This window comes from Mesorhizobium sp. W067, assembly GCF_054719525.1.
In genome coordinates this window covers 1,434,183-1,454,661 of sequence record NZ_JBTTII010000001.1, presented here as the reverse complement: position 1 = coordinate 1,454,661, position 20,479 = coordinate 1,434,183, and the positions used below count along the sequence as shown (strand labels likewise).

The 20,479-nt window shown below is 60.3% G+C and carries 18 protein-coding genes and 2 tRNA genes; 10 read left to right on the top strand and 10 right to left on the bottom strand.

Features of this window, described 5'->3' with window-relative positions; genetic code table 11:
• The first annotated feature begins 33 nt into the window (after positions 1 to 33).
• The 3 genes from ACYG97_RS07105 (at position 34) to ACYG97_RS07095 (ending at position 3,012) form a co-directional block, all read left to right on the top strand.
• A complete protein-coding gene (locus ACYG97_RS07105) occupies positions 34 to 1,074 on the top strand; it encodes a sugar ABC transporter substrate-binding protein (protein ID WP_023684845.1) in 1,041 nt (346 codons plus the stop codon).
• A 158-nt stretch (positions 1,075 to 1,232) separates the two neighbouring features.
• Positions 1,233 to 2,228, top strand: a complete 996-nt coding sequence (locus ACYG97_RS07100; protein WP_023697543.1) for an ABC transporter permease — start codon at positions 1,233 to 1,235, stop codon at positions 2,226 to 2,228.
• 13 nt (positions 2,229 to 2,241) lie between these two features.
• Positions 2,242 to 3,012, top strand: coding sequence for an SDR family oxidoreductase (locus tag ACYG97_RS07095; protein ID WP_023697542.1), 771 nt, complete (start codon positions 2,242 to 2,244; stop codon positions 3,010 to 3,012).
• On the opposite strand, the gene ACYG97_RS07090 is transcribed toward ACYG97_RS07095, so the two are convergent.
• Positions 3,013 to 3,834, bottom strand: coding sequence for a M15 family metallopeptidase (locus ACYG97_RS07090; RefSeq protein WP_198029739.1), 822 nt, complete (start codon positions 3,832 to 3,834; stop codon positions 3,013 to 3,015). It abuts the gene before it with no gap.
• 87 nt (positions 3,835 to 3,921) lie between these two features.
• On the opposite strand from ACYG97_RS07090, the gene ACYG97_RS07085 reads away from it, so the two are divergent.
• Together ACYG97_RS07085 and ACYG97_RS07080 are read left to right on the top strand one after the other, a co-directional pair.
• Positions 3,922 to 4,485: a hypothetical protein gene (locus ACYG97_RS07085; RefSeq protein WP_031203220.1), complete on the top strand. Its 564-nt coding sequence runs from the start codon at positions 3,922 to 3,924 to the stop codon at positions 4,483 to 4,485.
• A gap of 530 nt (positions 4,486 to 5,015) precedes the next feature.
• Positions 5,016 to 5,876 (top strand): toll/interleukin-1 receptor domain-containing protein, encoded by an 861-nt coding sequence (locus ACYG97_RS07080; protein WP_023734511.1) that lies wholly within the window; start codon positions 5,016 to 5,018, stop codon positions 5,874 to 5,876.
• Positions 5,877 to 5,918: 42 nt separating this feature from the next.
• On the opposite strand, the gene ACYG97_RS07075 is transcribed toward ACYG97_RS07080, so the two are convergent.
• Positions 5,919 to 5,994 (bottom strand) — tRNA-Val (locus ACYG97_RS07075).
• A gap of 218 nt (positions 5,995 to 6,212) precedes the next feature.
• Between ACYG97_RS07075 and ACYG97_RS07070 the strand changes: the two genes are divergently transcribed.
• Positions 6,213 to 6,289 (top strand) — tRNA-Asp (locus tag ACYG97_RS07070).
• 45 nt (positions 6,290 to 6,334) lie between these two features.
• Here ACYG97_RS07070 and ACYG97_RS07065 read toward each other — a convergent pair.
• Complete coding sequence (locus ACYG97_RS07065) at positions 6,335 to 7,429, bottom strand: hypothetical protein (protein ID WP_050590419.1); 1,095 nt, start codon at positions 7,427 to 7,429, stop codon at positions 6,335 to 6,337.
• 164 nt (positions 7,430 to 7,593) lie between these two features.
• Positions 7,594 to 7,803, bottom strand: a complete 210-nt coding sequence (locus tag ACYG97_RS07060; protein WP_156937233.1) for a hypothetical protein — start codon at positions 7,801 to 7,803, stop codon at positions 7,594 to 7,596.
• A gap of 885 nt (positions 7,804 to 8,688) precedes the next feature.
• Between ACYG97_RS07060 and ACYG97_RS07055 the strand changes: the two genes are divergently transcribed.
• Complete coding sequence (locus ACYG97_RS07055) at positions 8,689 to 8,865, top strand: hypothetical protein (protein WP_023708898.1); 177 nt, start codon at positions 8,689 to 8,691, stop codon at positions 8,863 to 8,865.
• A gap of 934 nt (positions 8,866 to 9,799) precedes the next feature.
• On the opposite strand, the gene ACYG97_RS07050 is transcribed toward ACYG97_RS07055, so the two are convergent.
• Positions 9,800 to 10,996 carry an IS256 family transposase gene (locus ACYG97_RS07050; RefSeq protein ID WP_460221572.1) on the bottom strand — a complete coding sequence of 399 codons (1,197 nt, stop codon included), beginning with the start codon at positions 10,994 to 10,996 and terminating at the stop codon, positions 9,800 to 9,802.
• Between the two features lie 1,148 nt (positions 10,997 to 12,144).
• Between ACYG97_RS07050 and ACYG97_RS07045 the strand changes: the two genes are divergently transcribed.
• Both ACYG97_RS07045 and ACYG97_RS07040 read left to right on the top strand, forming a co-directional pair.
• Positions 12,145 to 12,444 (top strand): DUF1236 domain-containing protein, encoded by a 300-nt coding sequence (locus ACYG97_RS07045; protein WP_023669226.1) that lies wholly within the window; start codon positions 12,145 to 12,147, stop codon positions 12,442 to 12,444.
• 324 nt (positions 12,445 to 12,768) lie between these two features.
• Positions 12,769 to 13,062, top strand: coding sequence for a helix-turn-helix domain-containing protein (locus tag ACYG97_RS07040; protein ID WP_081726104.1), 294 nt, complete (start codon positions 12,769 to 12,771; stop codon positions 13,060 to 13,062).
• 144 nt (positions 13,063 to 13,206) lie between these two features.
• Here ACYG97_RS07040 and ACYG97_RS07035 read toward each other — a convergent pair whose 3' ends face one another.
• Both ACYG97_RS07035 and ACYG97_RS07030 read right to left on the bottom strand, forming a co-directional pair.
• The gene (locus ACYG97_RS07035) at positions 13,207 to 13,587 is read right to left on the bottom strand and encodes a sensor histidine kinase (protein ID WP_156937249.1); all 381 of its coding nucleotides are present in this window, start codon (positions 13,585 to 13,587) and stop codon (positions 13,207 to 13,209) included.
• Positions 13,588 to 13,880: 293 nt separating this feature from the next.
• Complete coding sequence (locus ACYG97_RS07030; protein ID WP_156937248.1) at positions 13,881 to 14,183, bottom strand: hypothetical protein; 303 nt, start codon at positions 14,181 to 14,183, stop codon at positions 13,881 to 13,883.
• 167 nt (positions 14,184 to 14,350) lie between these two features.
• Here ACYG97_RS07030 and ACYG97_RS07025 point away from each other — a divergent pair, with 167 nt between their 5' ends.
• Positions 14,351 to 15,031 (top strand): hypothetical protein, encoded by a 681-nt coding sequence (locus tag ACYG97_RS07025; protein WP_023734777.1) that lies wholly within the window; start codon positions 14,351 to 14,353, stop codon positions 15,029 to 15,031.
• A 27-nt stretch (positions 15,032 to 15,058) separates the two neighbouring features.
• On the opposite strand, the gene ACYG97_RS07020 is transcribed toward ACYG97_RS07025, so the two are convergent.
• The 3 genes from ACYG97_RS07020 to ACYG97_RS07010 all read right to left on the bottom strand — a co-directional run bounded on the left by ACYG97_RS07020 (position 15,059) and on the right by ACYG97_RS07010 (position 20,374).
• Positions 15,059 to 17,104 carry an AIPR family protein gene (locus ACYG97_RS07020; protein WP_023734776.1) on the bottom strand — a complete coding sequence of 682 codons (2,046 nt, stop codon included), beginning with the start codon at positions 17,102 to 17,104 and terminating at the stop codon, positions 15,059 to 15,061.
• The gene (locus ACYG97_RS07015) at positions 17,097 to 17,600 is read right to left on the bottom strand and encodes a PD-(D/E)XK motif protein (protein WP_198029755.1); all 504 of its coding nucleotides are present in this window, start codon (positions 17,598 to 17,600) and stop codon (positions 17,097 to 17,099) included. Before ACYG97_RS07015 ends, ACYG97_RS07020 begins: the two co-directional genes overlap by 8 nt.
• Positions 17,601 to 17,842: 242 nt before the next feature.
• Entirely contained in the window at positions 17,843 to 20,374 is a 2,532-nt protein-coding gene (locus ACYG97_RS07010; protein ID WP_023734773.1) for a hypothetical protein, read from the bottom strand.
• Positions 20,375 to 20,479 lie beyond the last annotated feature (105 nt).

Here is a 20,479-nt window from a genome sequence, read left to right as displayed (position 1 = left end):
AGAGGGGTCCGGTATAAAAGAGGAGCGAACGACATGAAGCGAATACTGGTTCTTGTCTTCGGTATCCTGGCACTGGCTCTTGCCTCGCTCACGCCGGCAATGTCCCAGACCAAGGGCACCGTCTATTATATGGTCCCGACCCTGCTCGATGAATTCCAGACCGGCTCGGTGAGCGCGCTGGAGCTGTTCCTCAAGCAGGTCGGCTATGAGGTGAAAACACTCAACGCCGACAACAAGACCGACGCGCAGCAATCGCAGATGAACGACGTCATTGCGCTGAAGCCGGCGGCGATCATCCTGGCCGCCGTCGATTTCAACGCGCTGAAGCCGTCCATCGAAGCGGCGCGTGCGGCCGGCATCCCGGTGGTCGAGTTCGACCGCCAGATCACCTCGACCCCGTCCGATTTCACCTCGGTGGCGGGCACGGTCGAGATCGGCTACGTCGCCGCCGAGCAGGCGCAAAAGCTTCTGACCGCCAAGAACGGTTCGGTGAAGGGCAAGATCCTGCAGGTGCTCGGCGATCCCGGCGATCCCTACACGCTCGACATCCAGAAGGGTTTCGAGGAGAAGTTGAAGGCGTTTCCTGACGTCAAGATCATCTCGCTGCCGGCCATGCAATGGGAAGCCAGCAACGCCGGCACGATCGTTGCCGACCAGATGCTCGCCAACCCCGACATCGACCTGATCTTCAGCCATGCCGCGCACCTCTCGGTTGCAGCCGTCGCCTCGCTCGAGGCCGCCGGCAAGAAGCCGGGCGACGTCATGCTGATGAGCTCGAACGGCGCTCCGGTCGGTCTCGACCTGATCCGCAAGGGCTGGCTCAATGTCGAAGTCGAGCAACCGCTCTACGCGCAGGCCGCAGCCGTCGCCATGTTCATGGACAAGATCGCCGGCAAGCAGGAAATCAAGCCTGGCGAGTATGACGTGCTCGGCTTGAAGTCGACCGTGACCAAGGAGAGCTGGGGCCCCAACATCAAGATCCCGGGCGCCGCCATCACCAAGGAAAACGTCGACAATCCGGCCTTCTGGGGCAACCAGAAGCCGCCGACGGACACGATCAAGTCTGTCGAATAGTCGCCTAGCGAAGCGCTCCGGGCCATTGCGGCCCGGAGCCTGCCCTTCACGACGCCGCGTCCAGGACGCCGTGGCGAACCTAAACCCGCGCCTGAACCCGACGAAATCGAGTTGATTTCTCAGCCTGATTTTCTCGGGGGCGCCAACCGGATCAGCCCATGAACCCGCGCAGCCGCAAAGCCCTGGAGTTCGTCCTCGACAACCTCGTCTGGTTCATGCTGATCTTTGTGCTGGTTGTCTTTTCCATCTTCGTCCCCAACTATTTCCAGCTCGGCATCTTCGCCAACATCATCGAGGCCTCGAGCGTTCTCGGCGTGATGTCGATCGGCCTGTCGCTGGTCATCATTGCCGGCCATATGGACCTGTCGGTAGAATCGGTGGCCGCACTCAGCGCCATGACCGTCGGCATCCTGTTCTGCTCGTCGGGCATCGGCATGGGCATACAGCTCAATCCGCAGTGGCTGATGGTTCCGGTTTCGCTGCTGGTTGCGCTCGCCGTCGGCGGCCTCATCGGCGCCTTCAACGGCTATCTGGTGGTCAAGGTGAAGATGAGCGCCTTTATCATTACGCTGGCGTCCTACATCTGGGTGCGCGGCCTGGTGCTGGTGATTTCCGGCGGCCGGTCGGCACAGGATCTGGCGCCGGCCATCCGCTGGTTCGGCATCCAGCGGCTGGCCGGCCTGCCGCTGACCGCCTGGATCGCCGTCGCCTGTTTCGTCCTGTTCTCGCTGATCATGGCCAAGACGCCGTTCGGCCGCCACCTCGTGATGATCGGCGGCAACGAGACAGCGACCTTCCGCGCCGGCATCCGCGTCAACCGCAATCTGATCATCGCCTTCGTACTTGCCGGCGCCATTGCCGGCCTCGCCGGCTGGCTGCTCGCCATCCGCACCTCGGGCGCCACCGCCAATCTCGGCACCGGGCTGTTGTTCAACGCCTTTGCCGCGGTCGTCATCGGCGGCGTCAGCCTGAAAGGCGGTGTCGGCACCTTGCCCGGCGTCTATGCCGGCGTGCTGCTGCTCTCCTCCATCAACACGGCAATCAACCTGATGGGCCTGCCGGCCAATTTCACCCAGGTGATCCATGGCCTGCTGGTGCTCGCCGCCGTGCTGCTCGACGCCTTCAAGCAAACCATTCGCCAAAGACTCGCATGACAGGACAGCTCACATGACCGGACGGCTGCAAGACAAGGTCGCGCTTATCGTCGGCAGCGCGCGCGGCATCGGCAAGGGCATTGCGCTGCGCTTTGCCGAGGAAGGCGCAAGGCTGGTCCTGGCCGACAGCGAGGCCGAAGCCGGCCAGGCGACCGCGGACGAGCTCGGCGCGGATTTCATTCGCACCGACATCTCGCAAATGGCCGATGCAGAAGCTGCGGTGGCGCTGGCGCTGAGCCGCCATGGCCGCCTCGACATCGTCGTGCAGAATGCCGGCATCTATCCCTGGCAGCTGATCGAAAACACCAGCCCGGACGACTGGGACCGGGTGATGGCGGTCAATCTGCGCGGCACGTTCAACGCCACGCTGGCGGCGCTGGCGCCGATGAAGGCGCAAGGTTACGGGCGCATGCTCTACACCTCGTCGATCACCGGTCCGCACGTCACCAGCCCCGGCCACGGCCACTATGCCGCCAGCAAGGCCGGCATCAACGGCTTCATCCGCTCGGCGGCGCTGGAATTTTCGGGCTACGGCATCACCGTCAACGGCGTCGAGCCCGGCAACATCCTGACCGAAGCGATCGAGCTGCATCGCGGCGCCGCCTACATCAAGAACATGGAGGATTCGATCCCGCTCGGACGCCTCGGCAGTCCGCGCGACGTCGCCAACGCCTTCCTGTTCCTCGCCTCCGACGATGCCAGCTACATCACCGGCACCACCATCGTCGTCGACGGCGGCCAGTTGCTCCCCGAAGGCAAGGATTTCCGGCTGCTGCCGCCGTGATCAGCCGGATTTCTTGTACAGCAGCAACTCAGGCCGGTACTCGAAGTGCATGGTGTCGTAGTGATACCAGCGCCCGCCCCAGATGAAGCCGTTTTTCTCGAACAATTCCACGATTTCCAGCGGAATCCGGTTCTTGAAGGGAATGTGGGCCTTCGGGTTGGTTTTGTTCCTGTTGTTGTACCAATAGTCGGAGAAGCCGACATTGATATCGAAGGCCGCTCCGAACGAGTGAACGCTCAACCGGTCGGTGCCGGCGATCGGCCGCCAGACAAAGCCGCCGCCGGGCTTGAGCCCGTAACGGCTCAGCTCCGCGGGCATCGCCTCAAGCGCAGCGGAGACCTTGCCCAGCCGGTCGTTGATGCCGAAAATCCTGGTGACCTGCACGGTCTTCTTGCCGAGCTTCGGCAACCATTTGACGTTGGCGATGTGCTTGCCCACCTCGGCGGCACTTGCCCCGTAGAGCTTCTCGAAGAAAGGTTCATTGCGGATACGGCCGGGATCGAAATCCTCCGCCGGGACCAGCGCGCCCTCGGCTGCTCTGGGATAGACGTAGCGAAACATGTCTTCGATGTCGGGGCTCTCAAGCAGCTCATCGGCGTCGCGCGCCTTGCCGTCGTTCCACACCATGGTGGTGCCGTCGGTCCAGGTCAGGACATTGCCCGAAATGGTGAAAAGGCCGGGATAGGCCTTGAGCAAGGCTGCCTTGGCGGCGGGCTGGTCGACGCCGTCGCCCACATTCCCCGCATAGGCGAAGCGCCCAATACCAGAGATTGCCAATGCCAATAGCAGCTGTAACATCAGCCGCCGTGGATGGTCGATCATTGTGCTGCCTCCGCGAGGGCTTTCATTCATCGTGCATTTAACAAGGCAGCTGTACCATGCTGGTCGAATCGAACGGGAGACAAAATCATGTCAAAAACCTTCACTGCTTTGATCCGGATGACGTTTACATTCATTTGCCTGGTCGGCCTGGCCTCGTCAGTTTCTATCCTTTTCCCCGCCACCGCGTCGGCCCAGCGCATGCAGAAATGCGCCGATGAAGGCGGCACGTGCCGCCTGCCCTACCCCTCGGAAGTGGTCTACGGCGCGCGCGGCCAGACCACCTCCCGCTTCTTCGATCGTCGTTCCGTGCCTTGCTCGAATCGCGTCTTCGGCGACCCGGCGCCCGGCCGCGACAAGGCCTGCTATATTGCGAGGCGCGATAGCGGTAATGATTATGGTGACAACGACGACGACAATTACGGCAATGATGACAATTACGGCGATAATGATTACGGCCAGGGCCGCGGCAGATGGGTGGCCTGCGCCTCGGAGGGGCGGTTCTGCGAGTTCCGTGGCCGCAAAGTGGTGAGATACGGGGCGCGTGGCCAGTACGTCCAGGGCGTATTCAGGAACGGCGTCACATGCAGCGTCGACGCCTTTGGCGAGGATCCCATCCGCCGCGTGAAGAAGAACTGCTACGTCAAGCGATAGACTAGCGCGCCAGGAAAGAACGGCGGCTGCGGCTCATTGCGGCCGCGCCCGGCATTCGGGATATGCGGGCCGGATATGGTGGGCGATGGCGGGCTCGAACCGCCGACATCTTCGCTGAGAACGCTATCGTCAACTCGACCGCTGTGAACCCTTATCGCGGCACGGTGACACGGCACCTACGCCGATATCGAAGCCGTATGCGAACAACGTCGACAAGTACACGCTTGCCCGCATCTGCGAGCCGAAACAGGAAGAAGTGGCGGAGCCGATCGTCGCGGGCGTGGGTCGAACTTGCTCTGCAGCTGCCATCCAGACGGAAGACATTTGTGTATATTCCGCTTTGGCGACGCGCCGTAATGGCCTCTTGTACTTAGTCCACCGTGCGACGCGAAGGGCCGGTGCATGTGTCCTCTGGCGAGACATGAAACGGACTGCACCCGCAGTAATGGCCAGTCTATCGCCAGACTAGCTGCGAGGTCACCGCTCATGCTATTTTGGGGCCGTCTCGTTGATGTGGGAAGAGGCAGGCCTTGCTTGGCGACGTATTCATCAACTACCGACGGCAGACCGATTCCGGCGTGGCGGGCCGCGTCTACGATAATCTGAACAGCGCGCTTCCTGATGCATCCATCTTCATGGACGTCGACAAGCTCAACCCCGGCGATGACTTTGAGGTGGCGCTTGCTCGCAGTTTGGCCAGCTGCAAAATCATGCTGGCGATCGTGGGGCCGCAGTGGGCCGCGCTTGCCGATGAGCAGGGCCAGGTTCGGCTGGAGTCCCCCGACGACTTCGTGCGCAAGGAGATCCGTACGGCACTCCAGGCTGGGGTGCGCGTCATCCCCGTGCTCGTCAACGGCGCCAGCATGCCAAAGAAAAGCGCCTTGCCACCCGATCTGCAGGACCTGGCCAAGCGTCAAGCCATGGAGGTCCGCCACGAGCGCTTCAACGACGATATGGCGGCGATTGCGTCGGCGATAGCGAAGCCAGCGGCGCGGCGGCCGAGGCTCTGGCTGCTGTACGGGCTGGTCGCGACGATCGCGCTCGGCATCGGCGGGACAACGGCGGCGTTGTGGCCGAGGCCCTCCCCTTTGCCGTCGCCTATCGTGCCCGCAGCGATCGAGGCCAAAGGGTGCAAGGAAGGATTCGTCTGGCGATCGGCGATCTTCGGCGACAGCGTGTGCGTGAGTCCTGCCGACTACGACGAGGTGCAGGCGCAGAATGCCAATGCCCGCAACAATCGTTCGCCGACCGGCGGACCTTACGGCGACAGCACCTGCCGCGACGGCTACGTCTGGCGTGAAGCGTTCGAGAGCGACTTGGTCTGCGTCACCCCTTTCGAACGCGACAAGGCCAGGAAGCAGAATGCCGACAACGCATACAACCGGATATGAGACCGTAACTCCAGGCAAGCACCGATTTATCAAGAGATTGAGTGGTGGGCGATGACGGGCTCGAACCGCCGACATCTTCGGTGTAAACGAAGCGCTCTACCAACTGAGCTAATCGCCCGCTCCGGCCGGACCTTTAAGCGGTCGCAACCGGCTTCGCAAGGCCAAATGAACAGCTGCGAGCTTAGCCGCATACTGGTTTTCGCGGGCAAAGTGCCGCCTGTCAAAAAACCTTCTCCTGTTTGCGTTTATGCTGTCCAGCTACGCTTGACACCCGGTGGCGAACCCCTTATCCACCCCCCCAACGACGAACACGGCTGACACGTGCTCGTCCGATGCGCGGGTGTAGCTCAGTTGGTTAGAGTGCCGGCCTGTCACGCCGGAGGTCGCGGGTTCGAGCCCCGTCACTCGCGCCATTAATTTCAAGGGGTTAGCTACCGCCCCTTGAAAAGTTTCAACTCTCATTCTCCGGAGAGTTTCAACTTTCTGTATTCGTTCCGTTCCAGGCCAAGCAGCTTTCTGCCCTTTCGGCGGCTGGCATCAGCTGAGCGGACGGCGGCCAGATTGACCGGCATATAGGTCTTCTGCAGCGCCTTGTTCCCGTCGATCGAATTGCCCATCTTGGCCGAGATTGCCTCGACCGACGCGCCTCCGGCATTCGCCTCGACCGCGCCGGAACGCCGCATGTCCATCAGCCGCCGCTTCTCCGATGTCCCGAACACCAGCGTGCGCAGATCGGCAAAGTCGTCGACCAGAGAATCCTTCGTGTAAGGCACGCCGGCGCGCGGCCGGCCGCCCTTCGGGCCCGGCGCGAAACCGCGCGAGCGAAAGATCGGCGCATCGTCGAGCAGGGTGACGCCTAGTGATTCGACATAGGCCAGCACCAGGCGTTGCGTGCGTAACGACAGCGTGCCGAAAGCCGCCTCGCCACTCTTGCTGCGTGCAATCAGGAAACCCCATTCCTGCGCTGTCTGCATTGCCTGCGCCGGTGTGAGCGTGCGCACGTCGACGGGTGAGAAGCTCGTGTCCCACGCAACGGCGATGATGCAGGCCAGTCCGCGGTAGCCGGCGCGCCAGGCGCACTTGACCATGCGCACCGCCTCGCCTGCCGTCCAGGTCTGGTGGCGCGGTGGTGGCGTCTGGCGGCGGATCGCCTGCGATGGGTCGGAGCCGGGCGGGCATAGCTTCATGCCGGCCATGACATTGTAGAGCGAACGCCACGTCTTTACGGCACGGTAGGCGATGTCGACACCTTTGACCCGCAGCAGACGGCCATACCAGTCGTCGAGCAGCTCGAGGGTGATGTCGGCTGGCGGCAGGTCGGCGAAGTACGGCTCGATGAAGGTCCAGCCGCGCTCCCAATCCTCGCGGGTGCGCGGTGGCTTGCGCTTCCATGCATCCATGCGGCGGTAGCGTGCAAAGGCGTCGCCGATGGAATCCTTTGGCCATACATGCAGGCGCGACGGCTCCCTGCCCTTGCGGAGTTCCTGCCAGCGGTCTTCCCACTCCCGGGCTATCGTCCAAGCCTCAGGCCCGTCGATTCCACAGGAAAGCATCTGAGCCAGCTTCGACCATCTTCGGCGTCGGCAGCCAGTAGCCGTATTTGCCCTTACGGATGACGTAGTGCTTCAATTTGATCTTACCCAAGGATCGCCAGCCTCGCTCTTGCAATGTCAATGCTAGACTGCGCGCCCGATCCCGATCCTGCAAGACCCGAGCGTTAATCGAGCCAGGCGTCGATCGCAACCATGTCGTAGTTGCCGGTGATTGGGCAGGCCTTGGGAAAGCCTTGATCCTGCAACGCGGGCAGAAATTCCATGAATTCCCGCAGCGTCAGGTGGAGATAACGCGCCGCCTTGATCGCCGGCACCAGCCGTGGTTGTACCGGGAAGCGGATAGATGACGGTTGTAATGTGTGGGTTTGGCTCATGGCACCAAAACTCTATCCACCGTCCATCGGGCAGGGGATGGGCGCCTTGTCGTTGGGCGGGTGTGAATCTCGCCCTTGTAAGCACCTCCGCCGCATAGCATGAGATTTTCCTACTCCATGATCTCGTTATTCCTGCATCGAGCGTCAATGAGGCTTAGAATAGCGGCCTTTCTCCCCCATGCCCATTCCTCCAGTCCTTTAATCGCAGAATCGGCAGCCACAGGGCGAGAATACTTATAATCGGCGGCCTCGAAGCCGCTACGCCCGGCCAACCCGGTATGCGTCATGACAGCGTCTGGCTTGTGCGTAGTCAGAATCGCACCCTGTGCTCTGGCGAAATCACCAGCCTTGAAACGGCACCCTCGTTTGGGGCGGCGGCCCGGCGTCTCGCCTGCGGCGTCGCCATGCTGACGCTCCTCCGGCGCCCGATTAGCTGTTCTCACGGTCACGAACTTGCTTCGGCAACGAAATGGACACCGCGCCGAAGCGGGAGTTCGAAGCTCTAAGCGCCATACAGCGGCCTCGCGATGTCGACGATTGCGACATCACCGAATTTGCCGTTCCTCTCCGACCCGCCCGCCCGATCGACACCCAAGCACACTGCCTTGTGACGTCACCTCAGGGCATACCTTGATCTTTTCAGCGATTACCCGTCGGCCAAGGCATCTGTTTTGAAATTCGCTTGATGGCGTCCCTGCCCTTGCCGTTCGACTCCGTCCAGTCCTTGTCTGTCAATTTGTTGCGACGAGAGCTAGTCCCTGTCGTGCTGGTCGGTCTCGTCTCATCTCGTGGCTCTGCAAAAACCGTAGCAGCATGTTCGCAACCTGTTCACCCATGTTGATTTCACGAGTTTCCGACTGTCGGCATATAAGAGGGAGAGGTCCGATGGATTTCATGTTGATGGTGAACATTGCCGGCGGCATCCTTCTGGCCATCGCAATCCCCTCGGTGTGTCTCGTCGGATGGCTGTTTTACCGTTCGGGATCGGGACAATTGAGAGGCGAAAGCTGTGACAATGAAAAGCCCGCCACCGTGAGCCAGACCAGAAAACTCGTATTTTAGCACCGACGAAACAAAGCTCGCTATTCTGCGTTGAGGCTCGTCGAACAACGGAGCTTCACGAATGGATCCGGCAACTGCAGCTGTGATGATTTTGCTTTCTTGCAGTCCCGCCCAGGGAGTCTGCAAGCCACTCGATACATCACCGGCCATGTTCGGATCCCTTGACACATGCCAGTTGGCGTTAGCCGTGAGGCTCGAGGGCGCTCCCAACGGGGAGATCGTCGGGCGATGCAGTTCGATCGACCCCTCCGCTACAGGTTCCGTTCCAGCCGGGTATAGCACGATTGTCGTCACGCGGGGCACAGGGGCGGGTGCGGTGAGCAGTCGCTACATCGTGCCACACAAAAACTGAAGCCAGCCACCGTGAGGCAGCGGGCTATTCATTCTCGACCGGACAATTATAGGCCCCTGCCCTCCCTCCATGAAGCCATACTCGGCATCGTTGGCTTCGCGCTCGTCGTCCGCTTCGCCATCGTCGTCGCCTTCCCTGTCATCGGTCCCGGTGACTTCGATGCCACCCGCCAGACAGGGTTCGAGATCCGGGTCGGGCTCTACGAAGTCGAGCGCTACAGGCGTTCTTCATCTTCGATCGAGCGACGGACCGCCATGCCCGAAAGGCAGAGGTTCGTGGCTGGATAGCGAAGAATCGCACACGGCTTTCCTTCATTCGCATGGTTCGCAGAAATTAGCATGATCGCCTACTCTCATCTCGTCCGGCGTCGTCTCCCTCAAAGCAGCGCCGGTAAGGCTCGGCGCCCTTCTTGGTTTCTCCCCGTATGTCAAAAGGAGGTCGCCGGGCCTTACCAGGCCCCGCTGCTCATCGCTTGCGGGGTGTCCTGATGGCTGAGCTTGGCCCCGTGGCCTAACGGCCAGAACCAAACGTTCCGAGGTTGTGTGCGTCAAGTTCTGCAAAATGGGGCAGCCATGATGCTGGTCATGCGGCTTGGCGCAGAGCGAGCTTCTTGTGCTCGCGCAGGTCGTCCATGTTGATGTATCGGTTGGCCTCCATCCAGTTTTCATTGGTCTCGACGGCCAACGCCCTGACCAGGCGCAGGCAGCTTTCGGTGTTGGGGAAGATGCGCACGACATAGGTGCGCCGGCGGATTTCCTCGTTGAGCCGCTCCAGCATGTTGGTGGATTTGAGATGCTTGTGGTGCTGTCTCGACAGCCTGAAGAAGGTCAGGGTTTGTTCGATGGCATCCTCGGCCCAGCCTGTCAGGCGCGGATAGCGTGCCGACCATTTGGCAAGCCATGCGGCAAGATCAGCCCTGGCCTCTGCGAGATCGCGCCGGTCGTAGAGCCAGCGCAATTCCTGCAGGCAGTCGTCGCCGTGCTTCCTCGGCAGATGATCGAGCGCGTTCCTGAGGAAGTGCACGTAGCAGCGTTGCCAGGCGGCTTCGGGGATCACCTCGCCGATCGCTGCCACCAGGCCGGCGTGATCGTCGGACACAACCAACTCGACGCCCTTGAGGCCGCGCGCCTTGAGGCCGACGAGGAAGTCCCTCCAGGCCGAGCGGCTCTCGCGATTGGCCATCTCCACGGCCAGGATCTGGCGCCTTCCGTCCCAGTCGATACCGACCGCGATCAGCACCGCCTGGCTCATGACAACACCGGCTTCACGCACCTTCTCGTAGCGCGCATCGAGGATGAGGTAAGGAAACGGCTCTTGAAGGGGGCGCCTGGCAAAGGCAGCGAGGCTCTCGTCCAGCCGCTTGTTGATGGCCGAGATCGACGAGGCCGAGAAGGCATGGCCGCACAGTTCTTCCGTGATCGCCTTCACCTTGCGGGTCGACACGCCCTGGACATACATCTCCGCCAGTGTCGCCACCAAGGCCCGCTCGGAACGCTGGTAGCGCTCGAACAGCTCGGTGGAGAAGCGGCCGGCCCGGTCCTGCGGAACCCGCAGCTCGAGCTTGCCGACCCGCGTCACAAGGGTACGGCCGTAATAGCCCGAGCGATAGCCAAGCCGTTCGGGCGTGCGCTCGCTCTTCGAGGCACCCAGCGCCTCGTCCATCTCGGCCTCAAGCACCTCCTGCATCACCGCACGGAGCACTTCGTGCAATCCATCCGGGTTCGAAAGCAAAATGTCTTTGACGGCAGCGCTGGCGGTCTTAACTTCAGTCTTGGTCATGGTGGCGTTCCTTCGCGGGAATCAGGTGACGTGAACAATCACCAGCCTGCCATGACCGCCCCCTCTCAGCGATTTGCAGAACTCTCAGCACACTACCCGTTCCGAAAAGCTTTCCCAGGCTGACGGCAGCCGAAGCGCTGCACAGAGGGATCGTCAGACCGCTCCTGGCGCACCACACACAGCGGCACCACCAAGCTGTAAGTCAGGTCCATCGACCCTGCTGATGAGTGCCCTCAGATGGATTGCGTTTGCCACGAAAAAGGAATCGTACCGGCCCGTTCTCAGCACGTCAGCCGGAACGGGCCATGGGCAGAAGCAGCCGACTAGCTAAAATCGCAAGACGACCGAAGGACCACGTCGGCGATAGCACCGGACCCGACGGCGCCCGTGTCGCCAGTAACTACGGCAGACTCTTCTCCAGCCCCGCCGGCGGCGGCGGCGCCGGTGGTAGTAATCTGGGTCGTAGTCTGGGTCGTAATCTTGGTCGTAGTAGCGCCGATGGTTGACCGGCTCCACTTCCGCGTGAGTACCTTCGTTGTCGAAGGCGTCTGGCGCGTCGAGTTCTTCGAGAATGCCGCTTTTGGCCGCTGGAACCCCGGCTAATGCGTTGATAGGCCGAACCGCGCTTGCAAAGGCTGCTGCCCCTGCAACGCCAAATATCGCTGTCAAAAAGGATCGCCGATCCATAGTAAACCTCCCAACTTACATGAGCTGAACGAAGCGCCCCGCCTGCTGAAGGAGCAGGCCCAGCGCACGGTAAAACAGAGGATTCGCCAGCCGCTCAAGCAACTCGCGAATCCTATCAGCGCAGGAAGGGACCTGGCTGCGCCGATCCAGGACATGTCAGCTAAGGACGACCGCCATTACCAGAAAGGTAACGGCCGTTGCAAAAATCGGTGCGAGCAACCATCGCGCCTGGCCAACACTTTGATCCATTTGTTCTCTCCCGTTGTGGAGAACCAACAACCTGAAGCCCTAATCCGTTCCGCCTAGTCCAAAGGTAAGACCATTGCGTTGTACGGTCGGACTTTAGACCAATCGGATTAGACAAAGGTGCGTAGGCGGGAACGTTTACCCCGGTTCAAAGTTGGTTGCCGGGCAGTGCGGGACGATGATCGTCGTGTGCCGGTCCTTGCAGGAGAGAAGATATGAAGATGCACTTTGTGAACACCGCCGCAGCCATGTTGCTCTTGGCGGGGATCGGCTCCGCCGCCGCTGACGACATTATCATCCAGCCGGAACAGGACACGGTCATCCGTGAGTATGTCAAGAAGCAGCCCTTGGCTTCGGTGAACCTTCCCGGCGTGGAATTGAACGTCGGGACAGCTCTGCCGGAAACTGTCGAGATCCACGAGGTCCCGAACGTCAAATACCGTTACGTGGTGGTCGACAACCGCACGGTCCTGGTCGATCCGGGCACCCGCAAGATCGTGAAAGTTTACGACTGAGATTTCGAACGAACCCACGCTCGCCACCCTTGGGTGGCGAGTGTGTGCATTCAAACGCTACTCAGCCGTACAAATTCAAATTGCCACTCAGCTGGACAATGAACATGACGAACCCTGAACTCGAGAGGACGCAAGCCCTGGTTGCCCGCTTGGCTGATCTCCAAGCAAGAATGCAGGCAGCACGTCTTGTTGGAGCCGAGGTAACAACCGTCCGAAAGGTTGCAGCCATAATCGATGACGGCTTGCGACAGGCCGGCCTCACACCGTTAGAAATTGCAGAAGGTCAAGAGGAACAGTTTAGCGATACTAAATGTTCGACTGGCTATGGACAGCCGAACCCTACTCTCAGCAGATCAAGTCAGAGCAGCACGAGCCCTATTGAACTGGCCGCGTGTGCGACTTGCCGCCAAGGCCAATCTTAGCGAGATGGTGATCAGCGCTTTTGAGAACGGATACAGGAAACCGCGTCCCCACAACATCGCCGCCATCCGCAAAGCGTTTGAGGATGCCGGAATCGTTTTCACCGTCCAAGGCACTCCATCGCTAACCCGCTCAGAAGGTGATAGCGGCCTAGCCGCCGATAATAGACGGTGGCGCGGCCGGGAGAAAAAAGGATAAAGGGGAAAAGCCCGTGTACCCTCTGCACCCGATCTCTAAAGCGGCCGCTAACCACCCATTATGTCGCTCTACGGGATTGCTTTGGCGGACTGGCCACGTCACTTCCGCGATACCCAATGCAAAGACGATCCCGGCAGAGCTTGGTTACTGTTTCTGCACACGCGGCAGAAAAAGATGGACGCTTGTTCCTTCACCAGCTTCGCTCTCGATCCGAATGTGCCCGCCGGATTGTTGGACGAAGCCATAAACCTGGCTAAGTCCAAGTCTGGTCCCGCGTCCATCGGGTTTGGTGGTGAAGAACGGCTCGAAGACCTGCGCCAGAATCTCCTTGTTCATGCCGCAACCGGCATCGCGCACGGTCATACGAACGCACGAACCCGCCAGTGAATGCACGTCGTCGATGTCGTCAGGGACATCGCTAGTCTCGATTGTGAGCGTTCCCACGCCGGCCATGGCGTCCTTGGCGTTCATCCAGATTGAGCATGGCGACATCGAGCTGGTTGGGGTCGACCAGAACAGGGCCAAGCGCCGCGTCCAAGTTGCGTTCAATTTTGATTGCACTCCCGAGCGTTCGTTCCAGCAGCATCGAAAGCTGTTCGATCCGTCCGTTCGGACACCCCGCTGCAGGTCAAGCAATTGATCGCGAAGCACGGTAACCAACGCGAGACGCTGGAGCGGGAAGCGAAGGCTCAGAGAGGCAATGGGTAGGCCGGCATGCCAGAGTACCACGTGGAAGAGTGGCACGGAGAGGAGTGTGTCTCATCTCACGCCACGAGCGCGGATGATCCTTTATCCGCCGATCGGAGAATGTTCTTATCTCAGCTCGTGCCGATGCAATAGCAGTCGATGAGCGCGGTGCGGTGTCGGCCGGCTTCGACTGGAAGAGCGATGTTGCGCCCACTGATGCGACCCGCCGCCAGCACAAGGGGCAGCTTGCCCAATATCTCCAGCTCATCGGAGCACCGCTTGGTGCGATAGTTTATCTGACTACGCTTGAGTTTTGCTGGATCCGTCAGGACGGCAGCGATGTCGCTCAACCCTAATTCGGCTTGGTTGCGATTAACAGCAAACGCGGTCGGTGACTGAAGTCCGCTCGCGCCCATCTCGGTCAAAGAGTTCACGTTGCGGCGTCCGAAAGGGGACGTTGCGGTGGATTTGGCGAGGCGGCACCTGGGTGCCACTGGCGACCCTCGGACTTAACGCTACGCTAGCGCAGCCTTAAAGGCGCGGGAACCTTGAGGTTCGTGCCGACTGAGGTAACCTCCGCAATCGGCCAGAAAGGGACCACATGGACGAGCCACCACAACCGCACCCATACGGTTTCCCCGACGACTGGTTCTACTACGTCGAAACCGGCCCGCAGTCTGGATATGGCAGTATCCGATGCTTCCCGCCTGTCGACACGTCGAAGGTACATGCCGAGCGGCTGAGGGACTACGCGCTCTTCCAACGGCTGCTCCTGTCCCTACGGGACTTCGCCCACGCGCGGAGTGCCATCACGTTCGTGCGGGAGGATGTGGATTTCGAGGCCAAGTATGACCTCGCAGAACTTCGACGTTTCCAGTGCTATGAAACGACGCTGATAGTGTCCTACTGCCGCCCATTCTCGGAGTCGCGGGGCGGCATCCCGCGGCTGTCCTACAAAGCGCTCGGCATCAATCTGTCGCCGTTCGTCAAGGCGCTGCATGATAGCCTCATCGCTAGGCGGAACAAATTCTTTGCGCACAGCGACGCAGACCATGTCGAGTACTCGATGCCCGTCGTGATACACTCGAGCGACCAGCAAGGGCACCCGTTCACGACACTGTATCCGCCGCGTTTCCGGGAGGGCACGCTTCTCACCGAAGCCGAATTCGAGCAGGTGAGCGTGCTCGTCAACGACGTGTCGAATGCCGTCATGCACATGCTCCAGGCCATGCACGGCAACTTCGTCGATCAACTTCCCGCCCATACCTTGGACCTCGGATAAGGCTATCGGGCAGAGTTGACCCGACCTCTATCCCCTGAAGCCAAGCGATCTCGCCTCGGCAATGATCTTTTCTCCGTGCATTGCCTGCTTTCGGGTCGGCTGCTTCCCACTTCCTGCCAACTTGCCCAGGCTGAACGAGAGCGACCGCTGCCAAGGCTGCAATGTCTGAGTGTCCTTTGCCCAGGCTGCCAGATCGAACCAAGTCTGCGCCGGGAAGGCCGCGACCCGAGCGACCTGTTCAGTCTCGGCGACGCTGGTCTGCTCCTCAAGCGCATGGGTCGATCCGGCAACATGTGCCTTGTCACGCGAGAGCAGTTCCGCCTCCAGGCCAGCGGGGATAGGTATCGACCGCTCACGGAACTGTTCCCAACAGACCTCCTTCTTGCACCACTCGGTGACGTTCTGCCCGCCCGGTGGCGTGGTTACATGCTCATGAGCATGCACACTCAACGTCTCGATGAACTCTTCAAGAGCGCGCGAAAGTTGCTGCGCGCCCCAAGCCGCCTCCAGGTCGACCCGCTTCGCGGTATGATGCGAGAGCCAAGCCAGCGCATAGGTGACAATGTTGGCCCGATAGCCGCCAAACTTCTGACGTGAGACAATCTTCTCGGCCCGTCGAAAGAGAATAGCCCTGGCGACGCAACGCTCGAAGTACCGCTCGTCCGGCTCGAACGAACCTCTGTTTTCCACGTGGTCCATGAAATCCAGGTAGCACTTCTGACCGCCTCTGCTGACGATGTGCGGAAGCTGGGACCACGTATGCTCGTACTTGGAGAGGTCGGTCTTGGTGATCAACTGGCTCCGCGGGTGGATGGCCTCCCACGCCTTGCGTTCGCCGTCCGTGCGGTTCTGCGCCAGCGCATCGTGATATTGGCCCCGCGCGCGTTCATAGAACCAGCGCGACTGACGCTGCATGCCCGCCGCCGGCGGAGCCCAGATCGATCGCGATAGCTCCTGCAGCTTCCTGTGGAACGGATGGTTAGACGAAAAGTCGGCCATGTTGACCTTGTTCTGATTGTTCGCGGACTGAGAGATCCGTGGTGCAATCTCGTCTATGTCGCCATCCACCAGAATCTCGGTGATCTTGACCGGGACCTGCAGCCGGCTCGCGTCGACCTTGTCCTTCCGCCATGCGCGGAAAATCGAACCGGTGGTCTGACCGCCATTTACAATCTGGAAGTCATCAGCCGCGACGAGGTCCGCTGTTCCATCGCCGTGCTCGATCAGCTTCAGACCCGTCGCGGTGATCGAAAGGCCGTTGTTGAAAGCAAGGAACATCTCCGGCTCATCGATGATTGTCTTCCGAATGCTCTGGTTCACCTTGCCCTTGAGCTGGAGAAAGCTTCGGACATTGCGTTCGAGGAGCCGCGGACCATGCTGCCTGTACATTTCAACGAGCACGTTACCCGGCAACATGGTCAAAAGGCAGCGGTAGCCGCTGTCCGGTGGACTCGCGATGATGCAGCGAACGGCTGATCCGCCCAGCTTTAAGAAATCCACATGGATGGGCTCACGGTTTGCGCCGGAGGACCCCGCCCGATGCAGCCGACGAAGATCCCAGAGATGGCTGGAAACCTCGATCGAACCGAACATGGTGCTTTCGATCTGCTCAACGGTGGCGAGTCCGTCGGTCACAACAAACAGCCGGACGTGGCTCAGATCATCCCGCGCTTCCCAGATGGCACGCGACATGTCGTATCCAGTCAGTGCCTCCTCACGTTCCTTGTGGAGACCAGCGGCGGCCTTCTCAAGGTAAGCACTCAATCGCCGAAATCCGATGTCGATATCCGCCTTCGGCACGCTCGAAGCTGCGCCATCGAGGCGGGGGATCACAAGGAACAGGTCCAGGCGATCGTTGTCCTCCGAAAGAAAGTATCCGGAGCACCGGATGCCGCGTCCCTCGACGGCGCATGGAATCCCGTCGTCGATTTCGCCCGCGTCGACGAGATGCTCGAACATGAGCTCCGCGAAAGCCTCAGCTCGAAGAGCCCCGTCCGCCGCAGCGTCGGCGCGCGCGATTACATCCTGCTGAATGTTGAGTGCGAAAGCCTGAAGATCCTCTGCTTCAGACATGGTCGATCTCCAGAAGCTCGGCCGTCTGTTGGACGGTGATTTCATAGGCACCGAGATCGTCGGCAATGATCGAGTAGCGAATATCTCCGACCCCGGTTGGAAGGTTGGCTTCTGTCAGGCGTGGAAACTCTCCCTGTACCCGATAATAGTGCGCCGATGACAAACGCCACCTGTTCGGCGCGTAGAGGGGGGCGTGCAGATCGAGATACCCGCCAAGCATAAGTCGATCGTCGAACTCCCGTGCGGCTGCGGGATCCTGGGCAAGCGCCTGACGCAGCCGATCGACGGCCGTCGGAAGCGACTGACCAAGGCTGGCGCTCTCGTCCATTCGCAGGTGCACGAGAACGAGTGCCACGTGCGGTCGCTCGTCAAGCTGCTTCTCGTTGGCGATGAGGATTCGCGCATGGCGCTTCGCGAGACTGGTCTTCACCTCGATAGCAGTTCCGACGTGGACGAAATCCTGATGGGCTGAATCCGGGCCACCCCATGCAGTCACGGACCGGGCTTTAATGCGCTTTTTCCTACACCATGGCCCGATATTGCGCGCCAGCGTGCGATTTTTCCCTACGCTCCGAGCCGGAATTCACTCCCGGGACCGAGGACGGCACAGGCATCGTCCGGGCGCGAACGGAGCATAAGGACGATCACCTCACCGCGGACGTCGAGACCGCGGCAGAGACTGAGGAAGACGATGGCCTGAAGCCGACCACCGAAAAGATCTCCCTCCGACAATGCCGCCTATGGGCGCAGGAGCATACACAACTCCCTTATGATACCAAGCGTTGGGATGTTTCGTCCCGTGTCCAAGGCTCCTCTAGCCGATTTCGGTCGGGGGTCAAGAGACGGGGCGTCGAGGTACACGTTGGCCATGTGGATCGGAGAAACGATCTTGAAGGCGGCGTCGTCTCGCCACGCCATCAGTCGGAACGGGGAATCCACGGGAGGATTGGCATGCTCGTGGAAGAACGTCACCTTGCCGCCGCTCTCCAGGATCAAGACGCCCTCTCTCTGGTGGGAAGTCAGACACGCGTGCATTGTGGTTCCAAGGGTGAGTCCGCCAATTCTCAGAGTGATCTCCTTACTGAGTTCGAGATGCTCCGACATTCCCACGAACTTGGCCCAATCGAAGAACACCTTTGAGCCCGGAGGAATCGTGCAGGCGACATAGCTTCGGCCCTGACCTGAGCTGAAGGAAAGGCGTTTGTTCGAACTACTTGGCTGCACACGCTTGAGGAACAGGCATCTGTTTCGAAGCCGTCGCAAGTGCCAGCGTGTCGTGAGTGACTTGCAAATCAATGTCGACTGGACGGCGTCGGCCGCGCTGTAGGCTCGTTTCACAAGTAGCGGCGTGTGGTCGTACGCGACCTTACATTTGTCGTCGTACTCCCGCATCTCATCCCCTCCCGGGGAAATAGGATCGGTGTGTCCCAGTGTCAGATAGGGCGTGGCGACATTCTGTTTGAAAACGCGTCCCGGAGCCCTGTATAGGACGCGCCCGAGCGCAAGAAGGTATGCTCGCATCAGGACAGCCAGCATGATCGCCATCTGGCCTACGGAGATGACATTGAATCCGAGGAAGGTCGCGTCGACGGCCTTGGAAGCGTATGCCGCAGCTGCCTCGGACTCCCCTTTTACACCCGCCTGCAAGGCGTCGGCAGCCTGATCGACGGTCGCGGTGACCTGATTTCCGATGTTGGTTACCTTCGTGAGCAGGTTTCCTCGAAACTTGTCTCGCGGTCCCCGATAAGCATCGTTCAACTTCTCTAGGGCGATCTTCTTGGCAAAGCAGGTCGGCCGGACGTAGAGCCATCCTATGCAGTCGCTCATGCTCGGCGGCCTGAGATTGGGGAAGATGTCGTAGATATTTGCGGGGAGGATGCGGTCGTAGGTTTCCATGACCTTTGTGATCGCCGCCTTAACCAGTTCAGGCGTTTTGCCTTTTGCTATTGCTGCGTTACCAAGCGCCTCCGCTTCGAACCTTGCAAACTGCCGCGAGATCGCTGCGTTGACGTCGTCCCGAAGCGTGTCTCGAGACGGATCGCTGTCGTATACGGGGAAGCTCGACTTCTCCAACCCGCACGCGACCTCCACATTGCAGTAGATAACATCTGACACGGCCGAATATACCGTCTGGTTGAACCCGATGATCGCAACCACCACGATCGGAAATGGCAACCAGAGCAGTGCGGTTATGAGCAGCGAGTTGAGAACCCAGCCATGTGGAAAGCGTTCCGGGATCACCCTGTTGTCAAGGAACGATCGATAGAGGAATCGAAGCACGAAGGCCGAAGCGATACATATGAATGCGGGATAAAGGACTAGGATGCTGTCGACGATCTGATCATCCAGGCTGACCGGCAGACTAGAAACTACACCGACCGCAATCGTTGAGACTACCAGGACCACAAGGGTGGAGCTGCGAAACCCCGCCACGTAGACGAGCAAAATAAAGGCCAGCGAGGACGCTAGAATGTACGGGAAAGCACCGACGAAGGCCTGCTTCTCGAGGATCTGGCGCTCGAGCATCTGGAATTCCACTTTCGCACCCGACCCGGCCGCTACGGCGATGGAATACATGTTCTCCGGGCTCGGAGCAGCCTGCATGCTGGCGAGCTGCTGACTAAGGGCTTTGAGCTGCGCGTTGTTTGCCGAAATTTTTCGCTGCACCTCTGCCCAGCACTTCCCGAACCCGACCCCTCTACGGGCACAAAGCTGTGGCTTCAGGGCTTGGTTCTGTGCCTGGATCTGTCCAATTTGCGTCTGTACTGCTGCGGCGGCGTCGACGAGGGCGACTGCTTCTTGCCAGAACCTCTTGGCATCCGCAGCAGTGACATTCCGGTTTGTGAGCTTGTCGGTCGACGGGATCTGTGGCGGAACGACAGAAAGCAGCCAGCCTCCATCCGCGACTGCCTGATCGAGCCTGCCAATATCTGCCTTAACCTTCTCGGCATCGTAGACGTCGGGGTAGTACTGGAATTCCGTGAGTTGCGATGTCCGGAACGCCCCGATGTGGTCGGGAACGCTTAGCATCAGAAGCAGCCCAGGTGTTAGCATGACAGCTAGGATCCAGCTCCTGTTTGCCTGAGCAACGAACGCTCCCGCCAGGAGCGGAACGATCATGAACATGCGCAGCCAGCCGATCTCGACGGCATTCGCGTTGAAGGCGACGGACCCGAGGATCCAGCTTGTCGGATAGAGAGCCACGATCGCCGCGGCCGGCGCGATCGTTACGGCCACGCACCAGTAGCCCCAGCGCACGTCATTGGCCATTTTGAGCACGACGTGTCGCGCATCAGACAGAAAAGACGGCAATGCTACCCCCGACAAAACCGATGAATCCCCTGATACGTAAGCTTGAGGCTTTTCCAGCGCTCC